The organism is Paenibacillus sp. NPDC058174 (assembly GCF_042883865.1).
Lineage (GTDB): Bacteria > Bacillota > Bacilli > Paenibacillales > Paenibacillaceae > Pristimantibacillus.
Genome location: NZ_JBHVUY010000002.1, coordinates 390,235 through 407,915 on the forward strand (window position 1 = coordinate 390,235; position 17,681 = coordinate 407,915).

General features: G+C 50.8%; 8 protein-coding genes and 1 riboswitch. Of the genes, 5 read left to right on the forward strand and 3 right to left on the reverse strand.

Annotated elements, in window-relative coordinates:
* Positions 1 to 25: 25 nt before the first annotated feature.
* Positions 26 to 1,411 (reverse strand): MBOAT family O-acyltransferase, encoded by a 1,386-nt coding sequence (locus tag ACFVVF_RS13310; RefSeq protein WP_387809927.1) that lies wholly within the window; start codon positions 1,409 to 1,411, stop codon positions 26 to 28.
* A gap of 9 nt (positions 1,412 to 1,420) precedes the next feature.
* Positions 1,421 to 1,975, reverse strand: coding sequence for a DUF4358 domain-containing protein (locus ACFVVF_RS13315; RefSeq protein WP_387809929.1), 555 nt, complete (start codon positions 1,973 to 1,975; stop codon positions 1,421 to 1,423).
* Positions 1,976 to 2,107: 132 nt separating this feature from the next.
* Between ACFVVF_RS13315 and ACFVVF_RS13320 the strand changes: the two genes are divergently transcribed.
* The 3 genes from ACFVVF_RS13320 (at position 2,108) to cdaS (ending at position 3,845) form a co-directional block, all read left to right on the forward strand.
* A complete protein-coding gene (locus ACFVVF_RS13320) occupies positions 2,108 to 2,758 on the forward strand; it encodes a pentapeptide repeat-containing protein (protein WP_387809932.1) in 651 nt (216 codons plus the stop codon).
* 123 nt (positions 2,759 to 2,881) lie between these two features.
* The gene (locus ACFVVF_RS13325) at positions 2,882 to 3,151 is read left to right on the forward strand and encodes a hypothetical protein (RefSeq protein WP_387809935.1); all 270 of its coding nucleotides are present in this window, start codon (positions 2,882 to 2,884) and stop codon (positions 3,149 to 3,151) included.
* A 79-nt stretch (positions 3,152 to 3,230) separates the two neighbouring features.
* The gene (cdaS, locus tag ACFVVF_RS13330) at positions 3,231 to 3,845 is read left to right on the forward strand and encodes a sporulation-specific diadenylate cyclase CdaS (RefSeq protein WP_387811437.1); all 615 of its coding nucleotides are present in this window, start codon (positions 3,231 to 3,233) and stop codon (positions 3,843 to 3,845) included.
* 1,062 nt (positions 3,846 to 4,907) lie between these two features.
* On the opposite strand, the gene ACFVVF_RS13335 is transcribed toward cdaS, so the two are convergent.
* Positions 4,908 to 9,065 carry an S-layer homology domain-containing protein gene (locus tag ACFVVF_RS13335; RefSeq protein WP_387809938.1) on the reverse strand — a complete coding sequence of 1,386 codons (4,158 nt, stop codon included), beginning with the start codon at positions 9,063 to 9,065 and terminating at the stop codon, positions 4,908 to 4,910.
* A 170-nt stretch (positions 9,066 to 9,235) separates the two neighbouring features.
* Positions 9,236 to 9,440, reverse strand: a riboswitch (cobalamin riboswitch).
* A 220-nt stretch (positions 9,441 to 9,660) separates the two neighbouring features.
* On the opposite strand from ACFVVF_RS13335, the gene ACFVVF_RS13340 reads away from it, so the two are divergent.
* Both ACFVVF_RS13340 and ACFVVF_RS13345 read left to right on the forward strand, forming a co-directional pair.
* The gene (locus tag ACFVVF_RS13340; RefSeq protein ID WP_387809941.1) at positions 9,661 to 16,296 is read left to right on the forward strand and encodes an S-layer homology domain-containing protein; all 6,636 of its coding nucleotides are present in this window, start codon (positions 9,661 to 9,663) and stop codon (positions 16,294 to 16,296) included.
* Positions 16,297 to 16,490: 194 nt separating this feature from the next.
* Entirely contained in the window at positions 16,491 to 17,600 is a 1,110-nt protein-coding gene (locus ACFVVF_RS13345; RefSeq protein WP_387809943.1) for a PQQ-dependent sugar dehydrogenase, read from the forward strand.
* The last annotated feature ends 81 nt before the right edge of the window (positions 17,601 to 17,681 follow it).

Below are 17,681 nucleotides of genomic sequence, written 5' to 3' on the forward strand. Positions count from 1 at the left end.
GTGCGCAAGCCCTCCAGGCGGTTCGTTAGAACCGGAAATATAAAAACGGATTAAACGTCGCATCGACCAGATAAGCAATTGAAAGCAGCAGCAGGGCGAAATGCCAGCCCAGCTTGAGGACGGGCAGTTTATCTGCCAAACGGAAGCGGCGCTTAGGCATAGAGGCAATTATGAGAATGACGAGCAGAATGGCGTTCGTATAGAGCAAATACAGCGTTGCATCATCCCAAGCCGGCTGTCCATTGGAGCCAACCATTGCCTGCAGATAATGGCCGATAGAAGGAAGTTCTTCGAAGGCGAAAAACACCCAGCCGATCAGAATGAGCAGCAGCGCATAAACATGGCGCACCCAGCGCGGCAGCCGTTGCAGCAGCTTCAGCAGAAACATTTTCTCACCGGTCAGTATGATGCCGAAGTATAAGCCCCAGAACAGGAAGTTCCAGCTTGCTCCATGCCATAGTCCCGTCAGCATCCAGACGATGAGGATATTTCTTAGCTGCAGGAGCAGTCCGCGGCGGTTGCCGCCAAGCGGTATATATACATAGTCCCGGAACCAGGTGCTGAGCGAAATATGCCACCGTCTCCAGAAGTCGGTAATACTCTGCGCTGTGTATGGCCGATTGAAGTTTTCGTTAAAGCGGAAGCCAAACATAAGCCCGAGACCAATCGCCATGTCCGAATAGCCGCTAAAATCAAAATAGATTTGGAATGCGAACGCAACAATTCCCAGCCACGCCATTAAAGCGGGCATCATATGAGGACTAGTGCCGGAGATTGTATCCCACAGCAATCCGATATTGTTGGCGAGCAGCACCTTTTTCGCTAGTCCGACCGTGAAGCGCCGAACCCCTTCGGCGAAAAGCTCCGTCGTTGCCTTGCGGTTCCGCAGCTGCTCCGCAACAGTGGAGTATTGGACGATCGGACCGGCCACAAGCTGTGGAAACAAGGAAACGAAGGTGGCAAAATCAAGCCAGTTCCGCTGCGCCTTCACGGTTCCCCGATAGACGTCGATGATATAGGACATTGATTGAAAGGTGTAAAATGAAATCCCGATTGGCAGCGCCAGATCGGTTAGCGGAATATTTGTGCCTAAAAGCGAATTCAAGTTGCCGATTAGAAAATCGGCATATTTGAAATAAGACAGCAATGCCAGATTGACTGCAATCGAAAGCGCGACAACCGCTTTGCGTTTGCTGGCGGATAAGCCCGGCCTGCCAAGCAGCAAGCCAAAGCCATAATCCGTAACGGTAGACAATAGCATGATGACAATATAGACAGGCTCGCCCCATGCATAGAAAACCAAGCTGGCTGCGAACAGGACGAAGTTTTTAATCCGCCAGGGCGAGATGAAATACAGGGCCAGTACAGCAGGCAGAAATAGAAACAGAAACAGCAGGCTGCTGAATACCATAGCTGGTGATTATTTGAAGTAAGCTTCGAAAGCTTGCTCGAGCTCGTCTGCACTTTCAGATATGATGAAAATAACGTAGTTGCCTTTCGTCACAAGCTTGTAGTTTTTAGCATTTTCATATTGATCCGGCAGGTAGGTCTCGAACGTTTTTTGCACGTCTTCAGCGCGTTTCTTCACGCCTTCTTCAACAGCCGCTACATCTTTGGAATCCTTCACCTTCAGAACGGCGATCTCATTCGTCTTCACGTTCATCATCGGTGTCATAATCGTCGATTCTTCCAGAAGGGCAGGATCGAAGTGGTACATATCTTTGACCATCGCGCTCTCAAGCTCCAGCAATTTTGGCTGTTCATGCGCAGCAAGCACGCTGTCTACCATTTCTTTCGTTGATTTGACTGGTGCTTTAGCCGATGAATTATTTTCTTGAGTCACGTTGGAGGAGTTGTTCGAATTGTTCGTTTTGCCCGGATCACTTGTGTTGCTTGCTCCTGAGCATGCTGATAACATAATACCTAGTGCGATAATTAGCGTTGCTAGTCCAAATTTTTTGTTCAATTTGTTCATGATGTCATTCAATCTCCTTGATGTTTGTTTTGTGCACACACTGTAGAAAACGAAGGTTATTCTATTAATGTTGCAAATGCACGTTCTGGTAATTTATTGGTCTGTTTAATTTTGTAAATGGGGTGTGCGTATATGGCGGGTAAAAAACAGCTGGTGGATCTGCCGAAAGTTCCGGCTTCTCTAGAATCTCTGGATTTAGATATTAATGAGCTCGGTCAAGATTGCGAGTTTATAGACAGCATTGTTCAGGATTGCGAACTGTATGGAGAAGCGCCTTACAAGGCTTGTTTTGACCGGATGAAGTTCACGAATGTGACGATGCGGGGAGTACGGATGCGCAAATCGGAATTTACTGATGTCATTTTCGAACGCTGCGATTTATCGAATGCCGATTTTCAGGATGCGATTTTTCATCGCGTTGTGTTCAAGGATTGCAAGCTGATCGGAATGGATATAAGCAGCGGTATGCTTCGCAATGCTACCTTTATCGATTGCTATGCCGAATATGCAGTTTTTCGCATGATTAATGCGAAGCGGGTCAAGCTGCAAGGCGGAACGTTCGCCTATGGGGATTTCTTTAATTCGAATTTGACCGAGTTTTATTTGGAGGAGACCAAGCTGGATCAGGCACAGTTCTCGCAGACGAAGCTCTCCGGCATCGATTTGAGCAGCTGCGAGTTTGATAGTTTGGGCGCTACACTGCCTGAGCTGCGCGGCTGCATCATTTCGCCGCTGCAGGCCGCCGCATTTGCCGGGCAGCTTGGCATGGTTGTGAAACGCTGAGAAGGGCAGCTATCTTGGAACGCCGTTCCCCCTTTTTCTATGAATCTTCCTTTTGGCGAGTACCAATCTATCAAATCCGCATAGCATAGAAGCAGGATACATCACGCTATGGGAGGCGATCGGATGGGTTCGAAAGCAAAGGGTAAGGCAGTTAGGGAAAATCAGGTTTATTCAAATCGGGTAGCCCGCTCAGAGTTTGACCGGCATTGGTCAACCCGAATTTCACAAACAGGCTATGTGATTTACACAGCCAAGGTGAACGGGGCGAAGGTTGACGTGCTGCTGACTAACGGGCAAAGCAAGCTCATTGCTTTTCCGAAAGGCGGACAGGTTTTCGTTGGAGGCGGGGGCACGAGTCATTACAGCAAGCCGCATTTCGTGAAAAACGTATAGCATGCGCGTAAAATTGCCGGCAACAGGGAACCAATAGTAGGGAATGAACAATAATTGGGGAAAGTTGGCGGACTTGGCAATGGAGCAAAACAATTGCGATTTTTCACCGCTTAAGCAGGAAATCAAGCAGGAGCTGCTGTCAATGAAACAGTCATTCATTGATTTATTCCATCGGCTGGATGAAGAGAACAATGACTGCATGCTGAATGAATTCGAGCAAATCAAGAATAAGGTCGTGGAGCTGGAATCGCTTGCCGCGGCCTATTACTTAAGATGCTTTTTGTCCAACTATACGAACAAATTCGTGGAACTGTCCACGACAGTCCGCCATTTGTCGCAACGCCGTCACGGCGCACTGCTTGTTGTGCAGCGGAAAGATCCGGTGCTTCCGTTCATTACCAAAGGGATTCACCTGAATGCCGAGCTTACGCCGTCGCTGCTGGAGACGATCTTTGTTCCGGGAGGACCGCTGCATGACGGCGCGGTATTTTTGAACGAGGATCGGATCGTATCGGCAGGCAACGTATTGCCTCTGGCAGCAATGGAGACTGGGGAGCGGAAGCTCGGCACGCGCCACCGGGCTGCGATGGGATTGACGGAGCGCAGCGATGCGCTGGTGCTGGTCGTATCAGAGGAGACAGGGCAATCCTCGTTCAGCGTAGAAGGCAAGCTGTATCCGTTCGCTGCACACTAGAGCGGCGACGTAGCTGGCCGGCAAGCAGGGTGACAACCTGCTTTGCCGGCTTTTTTTGTGGGCGGGAGAGGAGAGACGGGGAGCTGCGGGGGATGCGAAATAGTTGGACATATGTCCTAGTGTGGCATAGCGAGTTGTGGTAAGTCATAGCATATACGCTGATTTACTACACTAACTGAGCTCTCAACTGAGAAGCATTTAAACTAACTAATGGTCTTTGTACGCTGCACACTCCACGTTGTAGTTCAGCTGCGCGGAGTGGAGCAGGGTTGCTGAATAAACGACGATAATTGCACAGCAGATTACGTTCGCGATGCTTCCTTCTGCTGGGAATCTCGAGGAACGAAGGCACTACACTTTGCAGTCCGGCTCGATTTGATTCTTGTAACGAACCAGGTTCTCAAATTAGCGAACCTGATTGCGCTGTAGCATGCGTACGCTGCTGCTCCTCCAGTTGGAGCGAAGAAAAGTTCGCTACTCGTGAACCTAGGTTCTCGGATAGCGAACTTTTCTTCGCTGTAGGCCTTGGCACAGTCTGTTGAGGCGGAAAGAGCGAAATTGGGTTCGCAATTTAACGAATCAGCTTCGCTGGAGCAATTTACGCTCAATGTATTGTTAGAGTATTGAATTATAAATGGAGCACCGCTTGGTGGAGCGAATCAGGTTCGCAAATTAGCGAACCTAATTGCGCTGTAGCATGCGTACGCTACTGCTCCTCCAGTTGGAGCGAAGAAAAGTTCGCTACTCGTAAACCTAGGTTCTCGGATAGCGAACTTTTCTTCGCTGTAGACCTTGGCACAGTCTGTTCGGGCGGAAAGAGCGAAATTGGGTTCGCAATTTAGCGAATCAGCTTCTCTGGAGTAAGTCACGTGTCAAATGAATGATGAATAGTGTGAGTGATGTGTACTGGTTGGGAACTTGGATTATCAAACAACGAGCAGTAATGCGTGTCGAGTAGTTACGGTTTATGACTAAGCGTTCACGCATAGCGGTAGCGTAGCGTGCACAAAAAAAGCCGTGAATCGTCTATAGAGATCCAGACGATTCACGGCTTTCACGATTTTATTTAGTCAACAGCTTGTCGGCGACAACTGCCGCCATTTCCCGGGTTACCGGAGATTTCGGACTGAAAAATCCGCCGGAACCGGTCATGATGCCTTGCGAGCTTACTGCTTGCACAGCTTCAAGCGCGGAAGGGGAGATGCTTGCCTGATCTTTATAGGCAACTGCAGCCGTTCCTCCCGATAATTTAAAGGCTCTGGCTATCATAATAGCCATCTCTTGGCGGGTGATCGCCTGATCCGGCTTGAATTCCGTTGCCGAGATGCCTTGAATAATGCCTAATTCTTGTGCCTTCATTACACTGCCGTAGTACCAGCTTGATGGCTTCACATCTTTGAAGATTTGCTTGGCTTCGGCAGCCGGCGTTTCGTTAAGCAGGTTAACGATTAACTTGGCAAATTCTGCTCTTGTCATAGACTGCTTAGGAGCAAAGCGCAGTTCGGTATCGCTGACGCCGACCATCACTTTGGCCTCAAACACACGATGAACAGCTTCCAGCGCCCATGACGAGATCAGGCTTTCATCTGTAAACGTTGGACGTGGTGTGCTTAGCTTGCTGCGGTCGATGACGGCAAATTTGGTAAAGTGAGTCACTTTGCCGGTAATAAGGCCTGTTTTCAAATCCAGCACGGACGGGATCGGAATCCACTCGCCGGTGCGCTCGTTCAGCCAGCAAATGACCAGGTCGTCAGGGTTTGCTGTCTGAACGGGAACTTTGAATTGGACATACACAGCTTTGCCGAATACGGTATCCTTCGGCGTAAATTCAAATAGCGATGTAGCCAGCCCAGGACGCTGTTCTTTTAATTCCTGAATGGAAATCGTAAGCGGTCCGGTTGTTGCGCCTGCCGGAACGATAACCGCAGCTTCTCCCAAGCTATCGGAGATGACTGTTTCCTTGTCGGTTGACGTAGTTTTGCTAACCGAGACCAGCCCGGCTTGCAATGCCTTCAACAGCTCTTCGACTTGCTGCTTGCTCATCGCGTTGCTGCGGTTCAAAACCTCTGTCGTACGGACCGTTTGTCCAATCGGCAGCGTATTGTCCGCTTTAATAGACAACTGTCCAAAAGCCTGCTCCAATTCCTTGCTAATAGCCGACGGTGTATCCGGCATGCCAGCGTTAAGATCTTGGCCAAGGTTTACGGTATAATTCCAAGTCACCCGGTCTTTGTCTTTCAGTGTATAGATGCCGGCGCTGACTTCCGGATAAATACCGTTAACGGCAAACATCCAGCCGCTTTTTGGTCCCCGGTCAAATTCGGCAAGTCCATCAATGGCGGAGACGTAGATGGACGGACCGGACCCCGAATAGACCACTTTAGATCCCAATTCGCGAAGAAGTACGGAAAACGCGGTGTCTCCATCAGCAAGCTCGATCGTTTTGTTGCTTACGATCGTGCCCTTCTGACTGTCGCCAACGACAGAAAGCGTGACGGTGCGAGTGACTGGCTCCACATTGGCAGATTGTATCGTAACCGGACGGGTGTCGCGGACGAGCGCCGGCCCTTGGTTTTCACGCAGATGTGTAATGACCGCTTCATAAGAACCGGCAGCCGGAATCCCCCCGGTAAAGCTTGCGACGCCGCTATTATCGGTAACGGCCGACACACCGGCTATCGTTACCGTTGCACCTTCCGCTGGAGTAATGAGATCTTCGTTACTAACCCAGTCCCATGTCCACTGATTGACGGAGACGGTGAACGCTTCACCTGCCTTCGGCTGTGCCGGAGACAGCGTAACGGATTGCACCAGCTGCGTATCCATCTCTCCATAATAGATCAGCAATTGGTCGTTCGCGTCCAGATCAAAGTCCGCCATTCCGACTTGCGGCATCACCCATTGATTGTCACGCTTGACGACATACATCCAGCCGTCATAACCGCCGTACAAGCCCTGTTCGATGCCTTGGATGCTGGTTACGTAAGTGCCTCCTCCAGCAAGTCCGACTGCAATGTTATTTGCGTCTGCCGCTTGGAGCAGTGCATCCATAGCGGTAACGCCATGTGCAGTACCTTGGTATATTTGTCCTTCCGGGCCTTGAATTACGGTATTGACCGTTACGCCAAATTCGACTCCTGGAAGCTCGGTCTGTGTATAATCGTAAAGTCTACCGTTGTTTTCCGTATAGAGCTGATAGGCAACCAATGCCTGCAGTGCTTGCTCAGTGGAAAATGCATTGCTGGAGCTGTCCGACAGCTTATGGCTGTAGCCGCCGTCTGCTTTGCGGAACGAGAGGAGCCGGCTAACCAGACTTTCCCCGTCTTTCGTATAGTCGGTGTCCGTCGGATCGAAGCCAGCTGCTGTAAGCGCAATGATGGCTTGGGCAACGCTTTCGCTGCTGTCATCATAGCCCCCATGCGGCTGCTGCTGCGCGGAAAGCCATTGAACAGCCAGTTCCCCGGCTGTCTTGGCCGGTTCTTGATCCATGTATGGAGCCAGTGCGATAAGCGCCATCGCGGTCATATCCGGTGTGCTGGTTGTTCCAGCATACCCGTATCCGCCATCTGGATTTTTGTACTCGATTATTTTATCGATTAAGCTGTTGCGGTTCCATTTTGCATCATTGGGAATCGTATAGCCGCCGGAATCAAGCGCAATGAGACCATAGATTGGACCGTTTACGCCTTGAGCCGTGATATTGTTAAAATTATAGATTTTCTCGATCAGATTATGAGCTGCAAAGTTCGTTGCATCGTAGCCGAGGGCTGTAATGGCGAGAGACAGCCGCTCATAATCGGTAACGTTGGCAAAATTGCCATTCGCTTGGCTGATACGCTCGATCAGTTTATTGTAGTATTTCTCGGGTACTGTATAGCCGGCTCTTGCAAGTCCTGCTGCTTCCCAGTCCGAGGTGACACCTTTATTCAAAATCTGCCTCGCGGCGCTTTCAACAGCAACATCTACAGATCCGCTGCTTGGCTTTGCTACTTTGCCCTTGCGCAGGCTTAGATAATAAATAACAGGCTGTTTATCGCCGTCTTGGGCAATGACCCGGACGAGCCGGGGCTCTGAATCGCTCAACGTAAGCACTTTGTTAACTGGAGCATTAGCGGTGCCTCGGGTATTATTTACGTAAATATTTGCAGCATCGCCGTTAGCTGTAATCTTGATGCTGTCCGCATTCACGACAATGTCGTCATAAACATACTGTCCTGGCGTCAAATGCCAGATCTGCGGCAAAGCGCCAGGCGTGGTGCTGGAGAGCGACAATGTATTTAAATCGTCTGTGACTCCTGTTTCACTGCTGACTGGTTTAGCTGGAATGAGTCCGCTGACTTCCGTGCTGACCTCTCCGAATGCTCCGCCGTCGATTTGAACGGCTGTATAAACTTTGATGAAATCGACGGATTCCAGATTGGCGGGCTTACCATCTTCGTCGACAGCCCATGCGATATCGATGGGGTCGCCATTTGGGGCGGACGCTGCGTAAGGGTTTCCGAGTACATCATACGGCCCATTCCCCATGGAATGGCTGTCGGCATAACCAAAAGCATTATCTCTAACGTTGATATTAACGCCAGAGTAACTGTAGCCTGTGTTGGTGAAATCGGCAGGCTTTAACGGATAATTATCGGGAATCGGATAATAGGGCCTTCTATTGTAGTTGTTGGTCTTGATCTCGCCGGTATTTCCTTGATTATCCGTCCAAGGAATGTTGATGCCGTTGGTTATGGCAAAGTCGGGGTCCGGGTTTGTATAGTTGGCCTTGTAGTCCCATATCGTAGCATCCTCATAGTGCTCGGAGCCGGCGATATGATACCATGTTCCGGGCTTTCCTGTACCGTCATCTTGGGCAACGGCAATGGCGCCCGGTTCCATGAAGCCGGTAAAAGCATTTCCGTATACGTTAAAGTCAACGCCATAAGGATGGAGAGGGCTGTCGACGATTGGCTCGTCCATTTTGAAAATCACATAGCCGCCAAATGCGCCGAGCGGCATAATTTTGCTCAAATTATTGTTCCATTCCGCATTTGGATCGCTCATTAAGTAGGTGTTGGAGAATTGTCCAGGCGCGGGCAAGTATTCGTAGATAGTGAACGGCCCCAGATTCGGATTGCCGCCGGAGGCCGCATAAGCTTTATGCCCTGTAAAAGGGGCGATGCTGAACATGGATAGAAAGACGAGCAGGGATAATGCCAAAGCTGTCCACTTTCGCAAAAGATAAGATTTCACTAGTATTGTCGCATCCTTTCCTATTAATAGAATAGAAAACAAAAAAATCCGCCTCCAAAGCAGGGGCGGTTTACGAACAAAGAACAGCAGCTGCAGGCGCAAGGCATGCGTCCTCCGCGAGCTGCGTTTCTCTTTTCTCACCTCCCGAAGAAAAATAGAAACATCAGAAAAAGGCAGGTCTCCTGGCTCATGAGTCATCGCTTCCCTTGGCCTTCCCGATAATCTTAGATATCAGTGGCACCTATCAAGAGTTGCTCGTCAATAACAGTGGCGGGACCGCGCCGGATTTGCACCGGCTTCCCTTTTAAGCGTCCGATCGTATTTGTTTGGATCGAAAGCACCATTTTCTGTGCAATATGTAATTATCGATTTGATCATACTCTTTAGTGCAATCTTTGTCTATGAATCTCTGGATAATGTCTATCATTCCGCTAATACGTAAAAAAACACCTAGTCCGTTTAGAAGCGCACCTCGTGTTGTAAGCGGTTGCAAATTATGATGGAAAGGAAAGGCATTTATTCCATTCCATTGAGGAGGATCCGATTGATGCGGAGGTCTACTGCAAGGTGGTTATCCTGCATGCTTGCAATGCTGCTTTTACTGACAAGCATGCCTATTTACGGGGCGGCGGCGGAAGCGCCGGAAGCGGAAGGTCAGCAATTGACGGCAGAAGCTGATGATACGGCGCTTGCTGCAAGTCTGCCGACCGGGGTCAGCTATGTCCGTTTGAAAAACAGATGGCAAAGCAACTATTTGTACGAGGATTCAAATGGTCTTGTACGTTATGGTTTCACCAACATAGCGAATGAGAGCTCACATTGGCAGGTAGAGGACTATAACGGCAACAAACGGCTGAAAAACCGGGCGACCGGCCACTATCTGACGATGGCGGAGGTATCCAAGCGCAGGGACGCTGTCACCAGCCGTGAAATAACGGAAAGCGCAGCGACGGACCAATGGTCGTTCCACGAATCAAGCCGTCCTGGATACATCGTCATTAAGAGCGCCTCGGCGCCTTCGGCATCGAACCTTGTGCTGCACGTCGAGGATCAGCTCGGTTTTGCAGAGGTCAGCAGTGATATTAACATTACGTTTGAAAGTCCGCAGTGGAAGCTGGAGCCCGTGTCGGAGCTTCAGCCGGTACGAATCGGGAATCAGTACCGGGATGGACAATATTTGTACGAGGATGCGAAGGACGGCTCCATTAAATATGGTCCTCTAGGTGCGGCCGATCCATCCTCTCACTGGTACCTGGAAGAGACGACGGATGGAAGCGGCGGTGAAAAAATCCGTATTCGCAATCGGGATACGGGTCATTATGTCGTGCAGGGCACAGACCCCGAAGCGGTTCTGCTGGCTTCGACGGATGGAAGCTCTGCCACTAGCGAGTGGAATAAGCTAAGCGCGGGCAACAATTTCTACAATTTCACTAGCGCCAATCCGGTTAATCCGGCTGTATACATCCTGCATGCGGAAAGTGGCGGCGGAAAGATCCTTTCCAATTCTGGCGTACAATTAGGCTGGGGAAGCGCACAATGGAAAATCGAATTGGCTCATGATATTGTGCCGGTCCGGATCGTTAATTTTACAACAGAAAAGATCGGCACTTCTTATTGGTACGAAGATCAAGGCCAATTGAAATTCGGGCCACTGGGTCAAGCCAACGCGCAAAATAAATCGTATCAATGGCTGGTGGAGGACAATAACGGGGCGAAGCAATTCCGCAACGCGGGTACAGGCAGCTATGTGACCTTGCCAGGTGCGGAAGAAGGCGCCGGCTTGAAAGTGGCACAGTCAGCTCCAGAGACACCGGCTGAGGGCTGGATCATCACGGATTCTACAATCTACGATGATTATAAAAGCTTCCGGAGCGTAACAGAATCGACGTATTATGCTCATACAGCGGATGATTCCGATCTGGTGCTGGGAGGCGTGACCGATCCGGAAACGGATGCAGCGCAATGGCTGCTCGAGGATTTGAACGTAAGCACAGACGGAACGCCGCAATATGTTCGGATTTCAAGCGTTTGGCAAAATATGTTCCTTTACGAGGATGATTTTGGCCGGTTGAAGTACGGCAATCCGAAGGCAGATGATCAAAGCTCACACTGGCTGATTGAGAAGTTTAACGGCCGCAAACGGATTCAGAACCGTGAGACAGGGCATTACATCAATCTCGCTCCAAATGGAGGAGGCATTCAGGTCTCCGAGGTGGAGGACGAGAATAACGGTGCAATCTGGGTTATTAAAGATCTGGGCGGGCCGAAACTGATTAACAGCGTACTGGATAAAAACAATATCGAAGGCCAGCAGAAATTTATCAATCTGCAAGGGTTGACGAAATACGCGGAGTATAGCGTCATTAACCCTGCCTGGTCGAGTCCGAGATGGACGTTTGTTCCGGTATCGGATGCAATGCCATCCTATATCCGCCTGAAGGGCAAGGGTAACGGCCAATATCTCTACGAGGTTACGGAGCCCGGGGATGATCTTGGAAAAGTGAAAAACGGCAATGTTGGCGTGGACAATAAAGCTTCTGTCTGGTTTGTGGAAGGTACGGATGCAGCGGATCAGTTCCGTCTGAAAAACCTTGCAACGGGTCAGTACATCACAATGGAGGATATCGGAGCAGGCGAGGATGCGCCGGATAAGCAAGTGAGTACGTTCAAGGATATTTGCTTATGTTGGGGAAGTGCAAAGTGGAAGCTGCAACCATCGGATTCCGAAGGCTTTATCAATATCGTAAGCGCCTGGGACCGTCATATTCTCTATACAGCAGGCGATTATACGAAGATTAGCCGGTTAGTAGCCTCGCAAGATGCAGCGAAATTCGCTATCGAGGCTGTGACGGTTGAACAGCCGCTGCCTGAAGAGGCAATTCGAATTAAAAACTCGGCGAATGGCCAGTTTTTATATGAAAACAAGGGCGGCATCATTATGTATGGTGCAGTTCAGCCGTCCAACGGTTACTCGCATTGGTTCATTCAAGACGTTAATGGCCGCAAGCAGATCGTGAACAGGGTAACCGGCCATGTGCTGACAACACAGCATGATTATACGTATATTACAGCGGAAGAGCCGGCGGCGGATTCTGCTGCGCAAAGCTGGAGCATTGAGAACGCTCCTGCGCAAGGCAGTTACTTGGTACGCAGCCTCAATGGCAGCTACAACGATGAATATTTGAATGTGCAAAACAATGCAGGCTATGTTGAGCGCGGTCTCTATCCGGATTCTTTCGGATCGCTGCAATGGAAGCTGGAGCAAGCACCAGAGCAGTTTGAAACGCCGGATATGGGCGAAGCACGAAATGATGTGACATCGACGCCAATCTTTAGCGACACGCACTATATCAATATTCAATCCAAAGCAACAGGCGAATTGCTTGTTGAGCAGAATGGTACGGTATCGACGCAAGCTGTGAACGGCAGCAGCAGTGCTGCGCAATGGCTTCTGCAGGAATATAATGGCCGCAAGCTGCTGCAGAACCGTCAATCCGGCCGCTACTTGAGCGCAGAGCTGAAGACAGCTGCATTAGAGGCGGGCAATAATCTTATTCAGTGGACGCTGGACGAGAGAGGCGGCTACGTAACAGCAAGAAGTGCTGCTGACGGCAGCGGTCTGCTTACAGATTCCGCTTCAGGTACAGCTTACGGCGTTCCCGCAACAGCAGACGCTTCCTTATGGAAGCTGAACCCGATTGCAGCGGACGTCATCTACGAAGCGGAAGAAGCATTCATCGCAGGCGGCGTTAAAGTGAAGTCGGCGACGACTGGCTTCTCTGGCGAAGGCTATGCGGATGAGTTTACGGCTGTGGGCAGTAAAATTACGTTCACCGTCAATGCGCAAGCTGCGGGCGACTATGATACTGTCGTTCGCTACAATAATGCTTCAACAGAGGCAAAACGATTCAACGTCTATGTGAACGGTCTTCCTTCGGGACATATCGAGCTTCCGGCTGCCCAAGGCTGGTCAACGGCGGAGCTCGACCTTGCGCTTCGCTCGGGCATCAATACGGTGTCATTGCAGGTGGATGGGGCAGGTGATGGCGGAGCCGCTATTGATTACCTGATCGTGAAGAACAGCGTAGGCAAAGCATTCCGCGGAGCAACGCTTCCATATATCACATATGAAGCGGAGCATGGCAAGACGAACGGCACGCTCATCGGGCCGTCGAGATTGTATAAGGAAGTAGCCTCGGAGGCTTCGGGCCGTCAAGCGGTAACGCTGGCGAATACCGGAGAATATGTGGAATTTGAAACGGCTGAGGCCGCTAATGCACTGACGCTGCGCTTCTCTATGCCAGACAGCAGTGACGGAACAGGCATTAACGCTTCGTTGGGTCTCTATGTAAATGGTGAGCTTCGCGAGCGCTTGTCGCTGACCTCGAAGCATGCATGGGAATATGGCAGCTACCCTTGGTCTAATGATCCGTCGCAAGGCAGTCCGCACCGTTTCTTCGACGAAGCGCATGTGCTGATTGGGGATGTGCCTGCAGGCTCGGTCATTCGTCTGCAGAAGGATGCGGCGGATACAGCTGACTATTACACAATCGACTTGGTTGATCTGGAGCAGGTCGCTGATGCATTCGCGATGCCGGCCAACTTCTTGTCGGTGACTGATTTTGGCGCTGTTGCCGGAGACGGCAACGACGATACGGCCGCGCTGCTGGCAGCGATCGCTGCAGCGAAGGCGCAGGGCAAAGGCGTATGGTTCCCGCAAGGCGTGTTCCATTTCACAGGCGACAACATTACGCTGGATCAAATTACGATTCGCGGAGCGGGCATGTGGCATACGACGCTCATTGGCGCCCGTTTTATCGGTAAAGGGGCGAACATTCAGGTCTATGATTTGCTCATTGACGGCGAATTGAATATTCGTGACGACGAAGCTTCGACACATGCGTTCGAAGGCGCGTTCGGCAAAGGCTCGGTCATTCAGAACGTTTGGGTCGAGCATTCCAAAACGGGCTTGTGGCTGACGAAGGTGAAAAACCGCGCGGTGCCAGGCGAAGTGTATTTTGATGAAATTACAGACGGTCTTCATATGGTTGGACTCCGCTTGCGGAACTTGATGGCTGACGGCATCAACTTCTGCGTAGGAACGCAAGACAGCATGATGGAGCAGTCGGATATTCGTTACCCGGGTGATGACGGCATTGCAATGTGGTCATACCTGGTGCCAAGCATCAACAACACGGCAAGATTTAATACGGTTTCGCTGCCGTGGCTGGCTGACAACATCGTTGTTTTTGGCGGACATGGCAATAAAATTCAAGACAATGTAACGAGCGATACGATCACGAATGGGGCAGGCATCGCAGTCTCCACTCGCTTCAACCCGGTACCGTTTACGGGCACGACGATTGTGGAGCGCAATACGCTCATCCGCAACGGCAGCTACGATACAGGCTATCAGGTTAATCTGGGTGCGATCTGGATTTTTGCCGGCGAGAAGGATCTGGACGGCGAAGTAATCGTACGCAATAATACGGCGCTCGACAGCACGTATTCCGGCCTGATCGTACACGGCGACTTCCGCGTTGATAAAGTGAAGCTGATCGACAACGTTCTTGACGGAATGGGTACGAGCGGCGTCGAAGTAACGAAAAACGTAAAAGGTTCCATTGAAATCGACAACGTCATCGTACGCGGAGAGCGGATTTCTCCGGTTACGAACAGTGCTGACGGGTTTGTATTCAAAGAAGTAAACGAAGGGTTTGCTTCGCTTCTGAAGCCATTCCATATCGATTCCGGTGATAAGAATGGAAGACTGACAGTGAAGGCTGGATCATCACAGTCAGTTACCGTTCTTAATGCGAACGGCGATATCGTAACACCGCAAGCGACAATTGTGTCCGGCAACAGCTCAATCGCTGCGGTTAGCGGAGGCAATGTCATTACCGGGGTTCAAGCTGGAGCAACAACGATTGCAGTAACGGTAAGCGGCTCATCCCGTACGTACTCCTTGACGGTGCTTCCTGCTGACGGTAATGGCGGCAATGGCAGCGGTCCGGGAACTGGCAGCGGCGGCGGAAGCGTGCCGGTCGACAACAATGCTAATACCTCGGCTAATGACAGCAAGCTGAAAAATGCATTGAAAGACAATCCGTCCACAGTCAGCTTTACGGCTGGAGCGAACGGTGTGTCCTTCTCAGTTCAAGCTTTGCTCGAAGCAGAGAAATCGAATCCTAACACCATTATCGTTGTAGAGAGTGGAGGAGCAACCTACCGGTTCCCTCTGTCTCTAGTGGATAAGGCGTTGAAGGAATCCGGCATTACGGCTAATTCCGATGCGGTGTGGACGTTTGCAATTAATCAGCTAAGCGAAGCGGCGTTAAGCGAGCTGCGCAAGCATGCTGCTGCAGCAGGGCTGGAATTGAAAGGCTCGCCTGTCGATTTCAGCATCACGGTGAAAGCTGGCGACCGTACCGTACAGGTAACAAGCTTTGGCGGTACCTATGTGGCGAGAACGATCATCGTAGACGGCAAGCTGGACAGCAGCAAGACGACCGCACTTGTCTATGATCCTTCCACCGGCCAATTCCGTTATGTGCCTGCTTTGTTCGAGGCGGTTAACGGAGATAAAACGCTTGTGACGATCAAAAGCGTCAGCAACAGCATTTATGTTATTGCTTCCTATTCCAAGACCTATGCCGACATTGCAGGTCACTGGGCGAAGGCAGATATCGAGCTGTTGTCAGCAAAACGAATCCTGAACGGCGCATCGGCGGATCGTTTCGAGCCGAACAAAGCGGTAACGCGCGCGGAATTTGCTGCCATGCTCGTTCGCTCGCTTGGTCTGCCTGAGCAGGCAGGCGGTGCGGCTTCTGCATCGGGCTTTAAGGATGTGAAGGGCGGTGAATGGTTTGCGCCAGCCGTAGCGTCTGCCGTGAAATACGGTCTGCTGAAGGGCTATGATGACGGAACCTTCAAGCCGAACCGGACGATTTCACGTGAGGAAATGGCCGTTGTGGCTGCTAACGCACTGAAGCTGTTCGGCCAAGGTAAGGCAGTGGGCGAAGAATCCGCTGCAGCCTTCACGGATGCAAACACGATCTCTGCCTGGGCGGCAGAATCCGTGAAGCTTGCGGTAAGCGGCGGAATTATGAATGGAATCAAGGCGGACGTATTCTCGCCGAAAGAAAATTCGACCCGCGCTCAAGCTGCTGTCATCTTGAAGCGGCTGCTTGAATCCTTAGAATTGCTGAATAAATAAGCTGTGAAATAAGAGGCTGCCCCGTTAATCATCTGCAAAGGTGATAGCGGGGCAGTTTTTATTTACGGAACCTTTGCGGGGTGCCGGAAGTAAATATATGGACTGGGACATAGATTGGAGCGATTCTTTCGTTTTATTTTCAGACAATGTGGAAATACTAGTTTTATAGATTACGTGGTAGAAAAGGGAGGATAATGATGAAATCAAAAACAATTGTAATCGTCATGCTGCTGGCTTTAACGGCATGGGGATTATCTGCTTGCGAAGGAAAAGCGACGACAGCACCTGTCAACGAGAACGGGAAAACGGATAACCGCAGCGAAACCCAGCCCGGATTTACGGTTTTGGCAGAAAAGCTGAAGGTGCCTTGGGCGCTTGATTTTGACAAAAATACGGCATACATTACCGAACGCGGCGGTACGATTGTGAAGCTGGAGGGCAAGAAGCTGACTCGTGAAGCGGTAGAGCTGAAGAAGCCTCTATTTGCAGAAGGGGAAGGCGGATTGCTCGGATTTGCACTGGCTGCTGATTTTCCACAAAGCAAACGCGCTTATGCTTACCATACGTATAAGGAGAATGACGCGGTAGTTAATCGGGTTGTCGTATTGGAGCACACGAACAAAGGCTGGGCAGAGGTACAGTCGCTGCTGGAGGGCATTCCCGGTTATTTCAATCATAACGGCGGCAGAATCGCGCTTGGTCCGGACGGCAAGCTGTATGTAACGACAGGCGACTCGGATCAGCCGAAGCTGGCGCAAGATCTGAACAGCCTCGCCGGCAAAATATTGCGCTTGAACGTGGACGGCTCCGTTCCGAAGGATAATCCGTTCCCAGGCTCTTACGTCTATTCGTATGGCCACCGGAATCCGCAAGGCATCGCCTGGAACAAGGCGGGAGAGATGTACAGCACGGAGCACGGGCCTTCCGGCGATCCTGGTGGTCACGACGAGGTTAACCGGATCATCGCGGGAGGCAATTACGGCTGGCCGGACATTATTGGTGACGCTGAGAAGGAAGGCATGATCGTTCCGCTCTATCATACGGGCGATAAGGCGCTGGCACCTTCCGGCGCGGCCTTCGACGACAACGGCAAGCTGTTGTTCGCTGCGCTGCGCGGGGAAGGCTTGTTCCGGTTCGATCCGCAGACGAATGGCGTGGTGCAAGTGCTTTCCGGCCAAGGACGCATGCGGGATGTAAAGGTCAAGGACGGACAAGTCTACATTCTTACGAACAATACGGACGGCCGCGGTACGCCGTCGAAGGAAGATGACCGGCTGCTGCTGCTTAATGGATATAAGGATTGACAAGAAACCTTTTGGTTTCCTATAATGATTAACGAGGAAAGGAAACCAAAAGGTTTCGTAATAAGCTGACGGAGGGAAGCC

Coding starts and splice junctions, on each gene's coding strand:
- ACFVVF_RS13310 (WP_387809927.1), bottom strand. CDS start 1,411: ATGGTATTCAGCAGCCTGCTGTTTCTGTTTCTATTTCTGCCTGCTGTA.
- ACFVVF_RS13315 (WP_387809929.1), bottom strand. CDS start 1,975: ATGAACAAATTGAACAAAAAATTTGGACTAGCAACGCTAATTATCGCA.
- ACFVVF_RS13320 (WP_387809932.1), top strand. CDS start 2,108: ATGGCGGGTAAAAAACAGCTGGTGGATCTGCCGAAAGTTCCGGCTTCT.
- ACFVVF_RS13325 (WP_387809935.1), top strand. CDS start 2,882: ATGGGTTCGAAAGCAAAGGGTAAGGCAGTTAGGGAAAATCAGGTTTAT.
- cdaS (WP_387811437.1), top strand. CDS start 3,231: ATGGAGCAAAACAATTGCGATTTTTCACCGCTTAAGCAGGAAATCAAG.
- ACFVVF_RS13340 (WP_387809941.1), top strand. CDS start 9,661: ATGCTTGCAATGCTGCTTTTACTGACAAGCATGCCTATTTACGGGGCG.
- ACFVVF_RS13345 (WP_387809943.1), top strand. CDS start 16,491: ATGATGAAATCAAAAACAATTGTAATCGTCATGCTGCTGGCTTTAACG.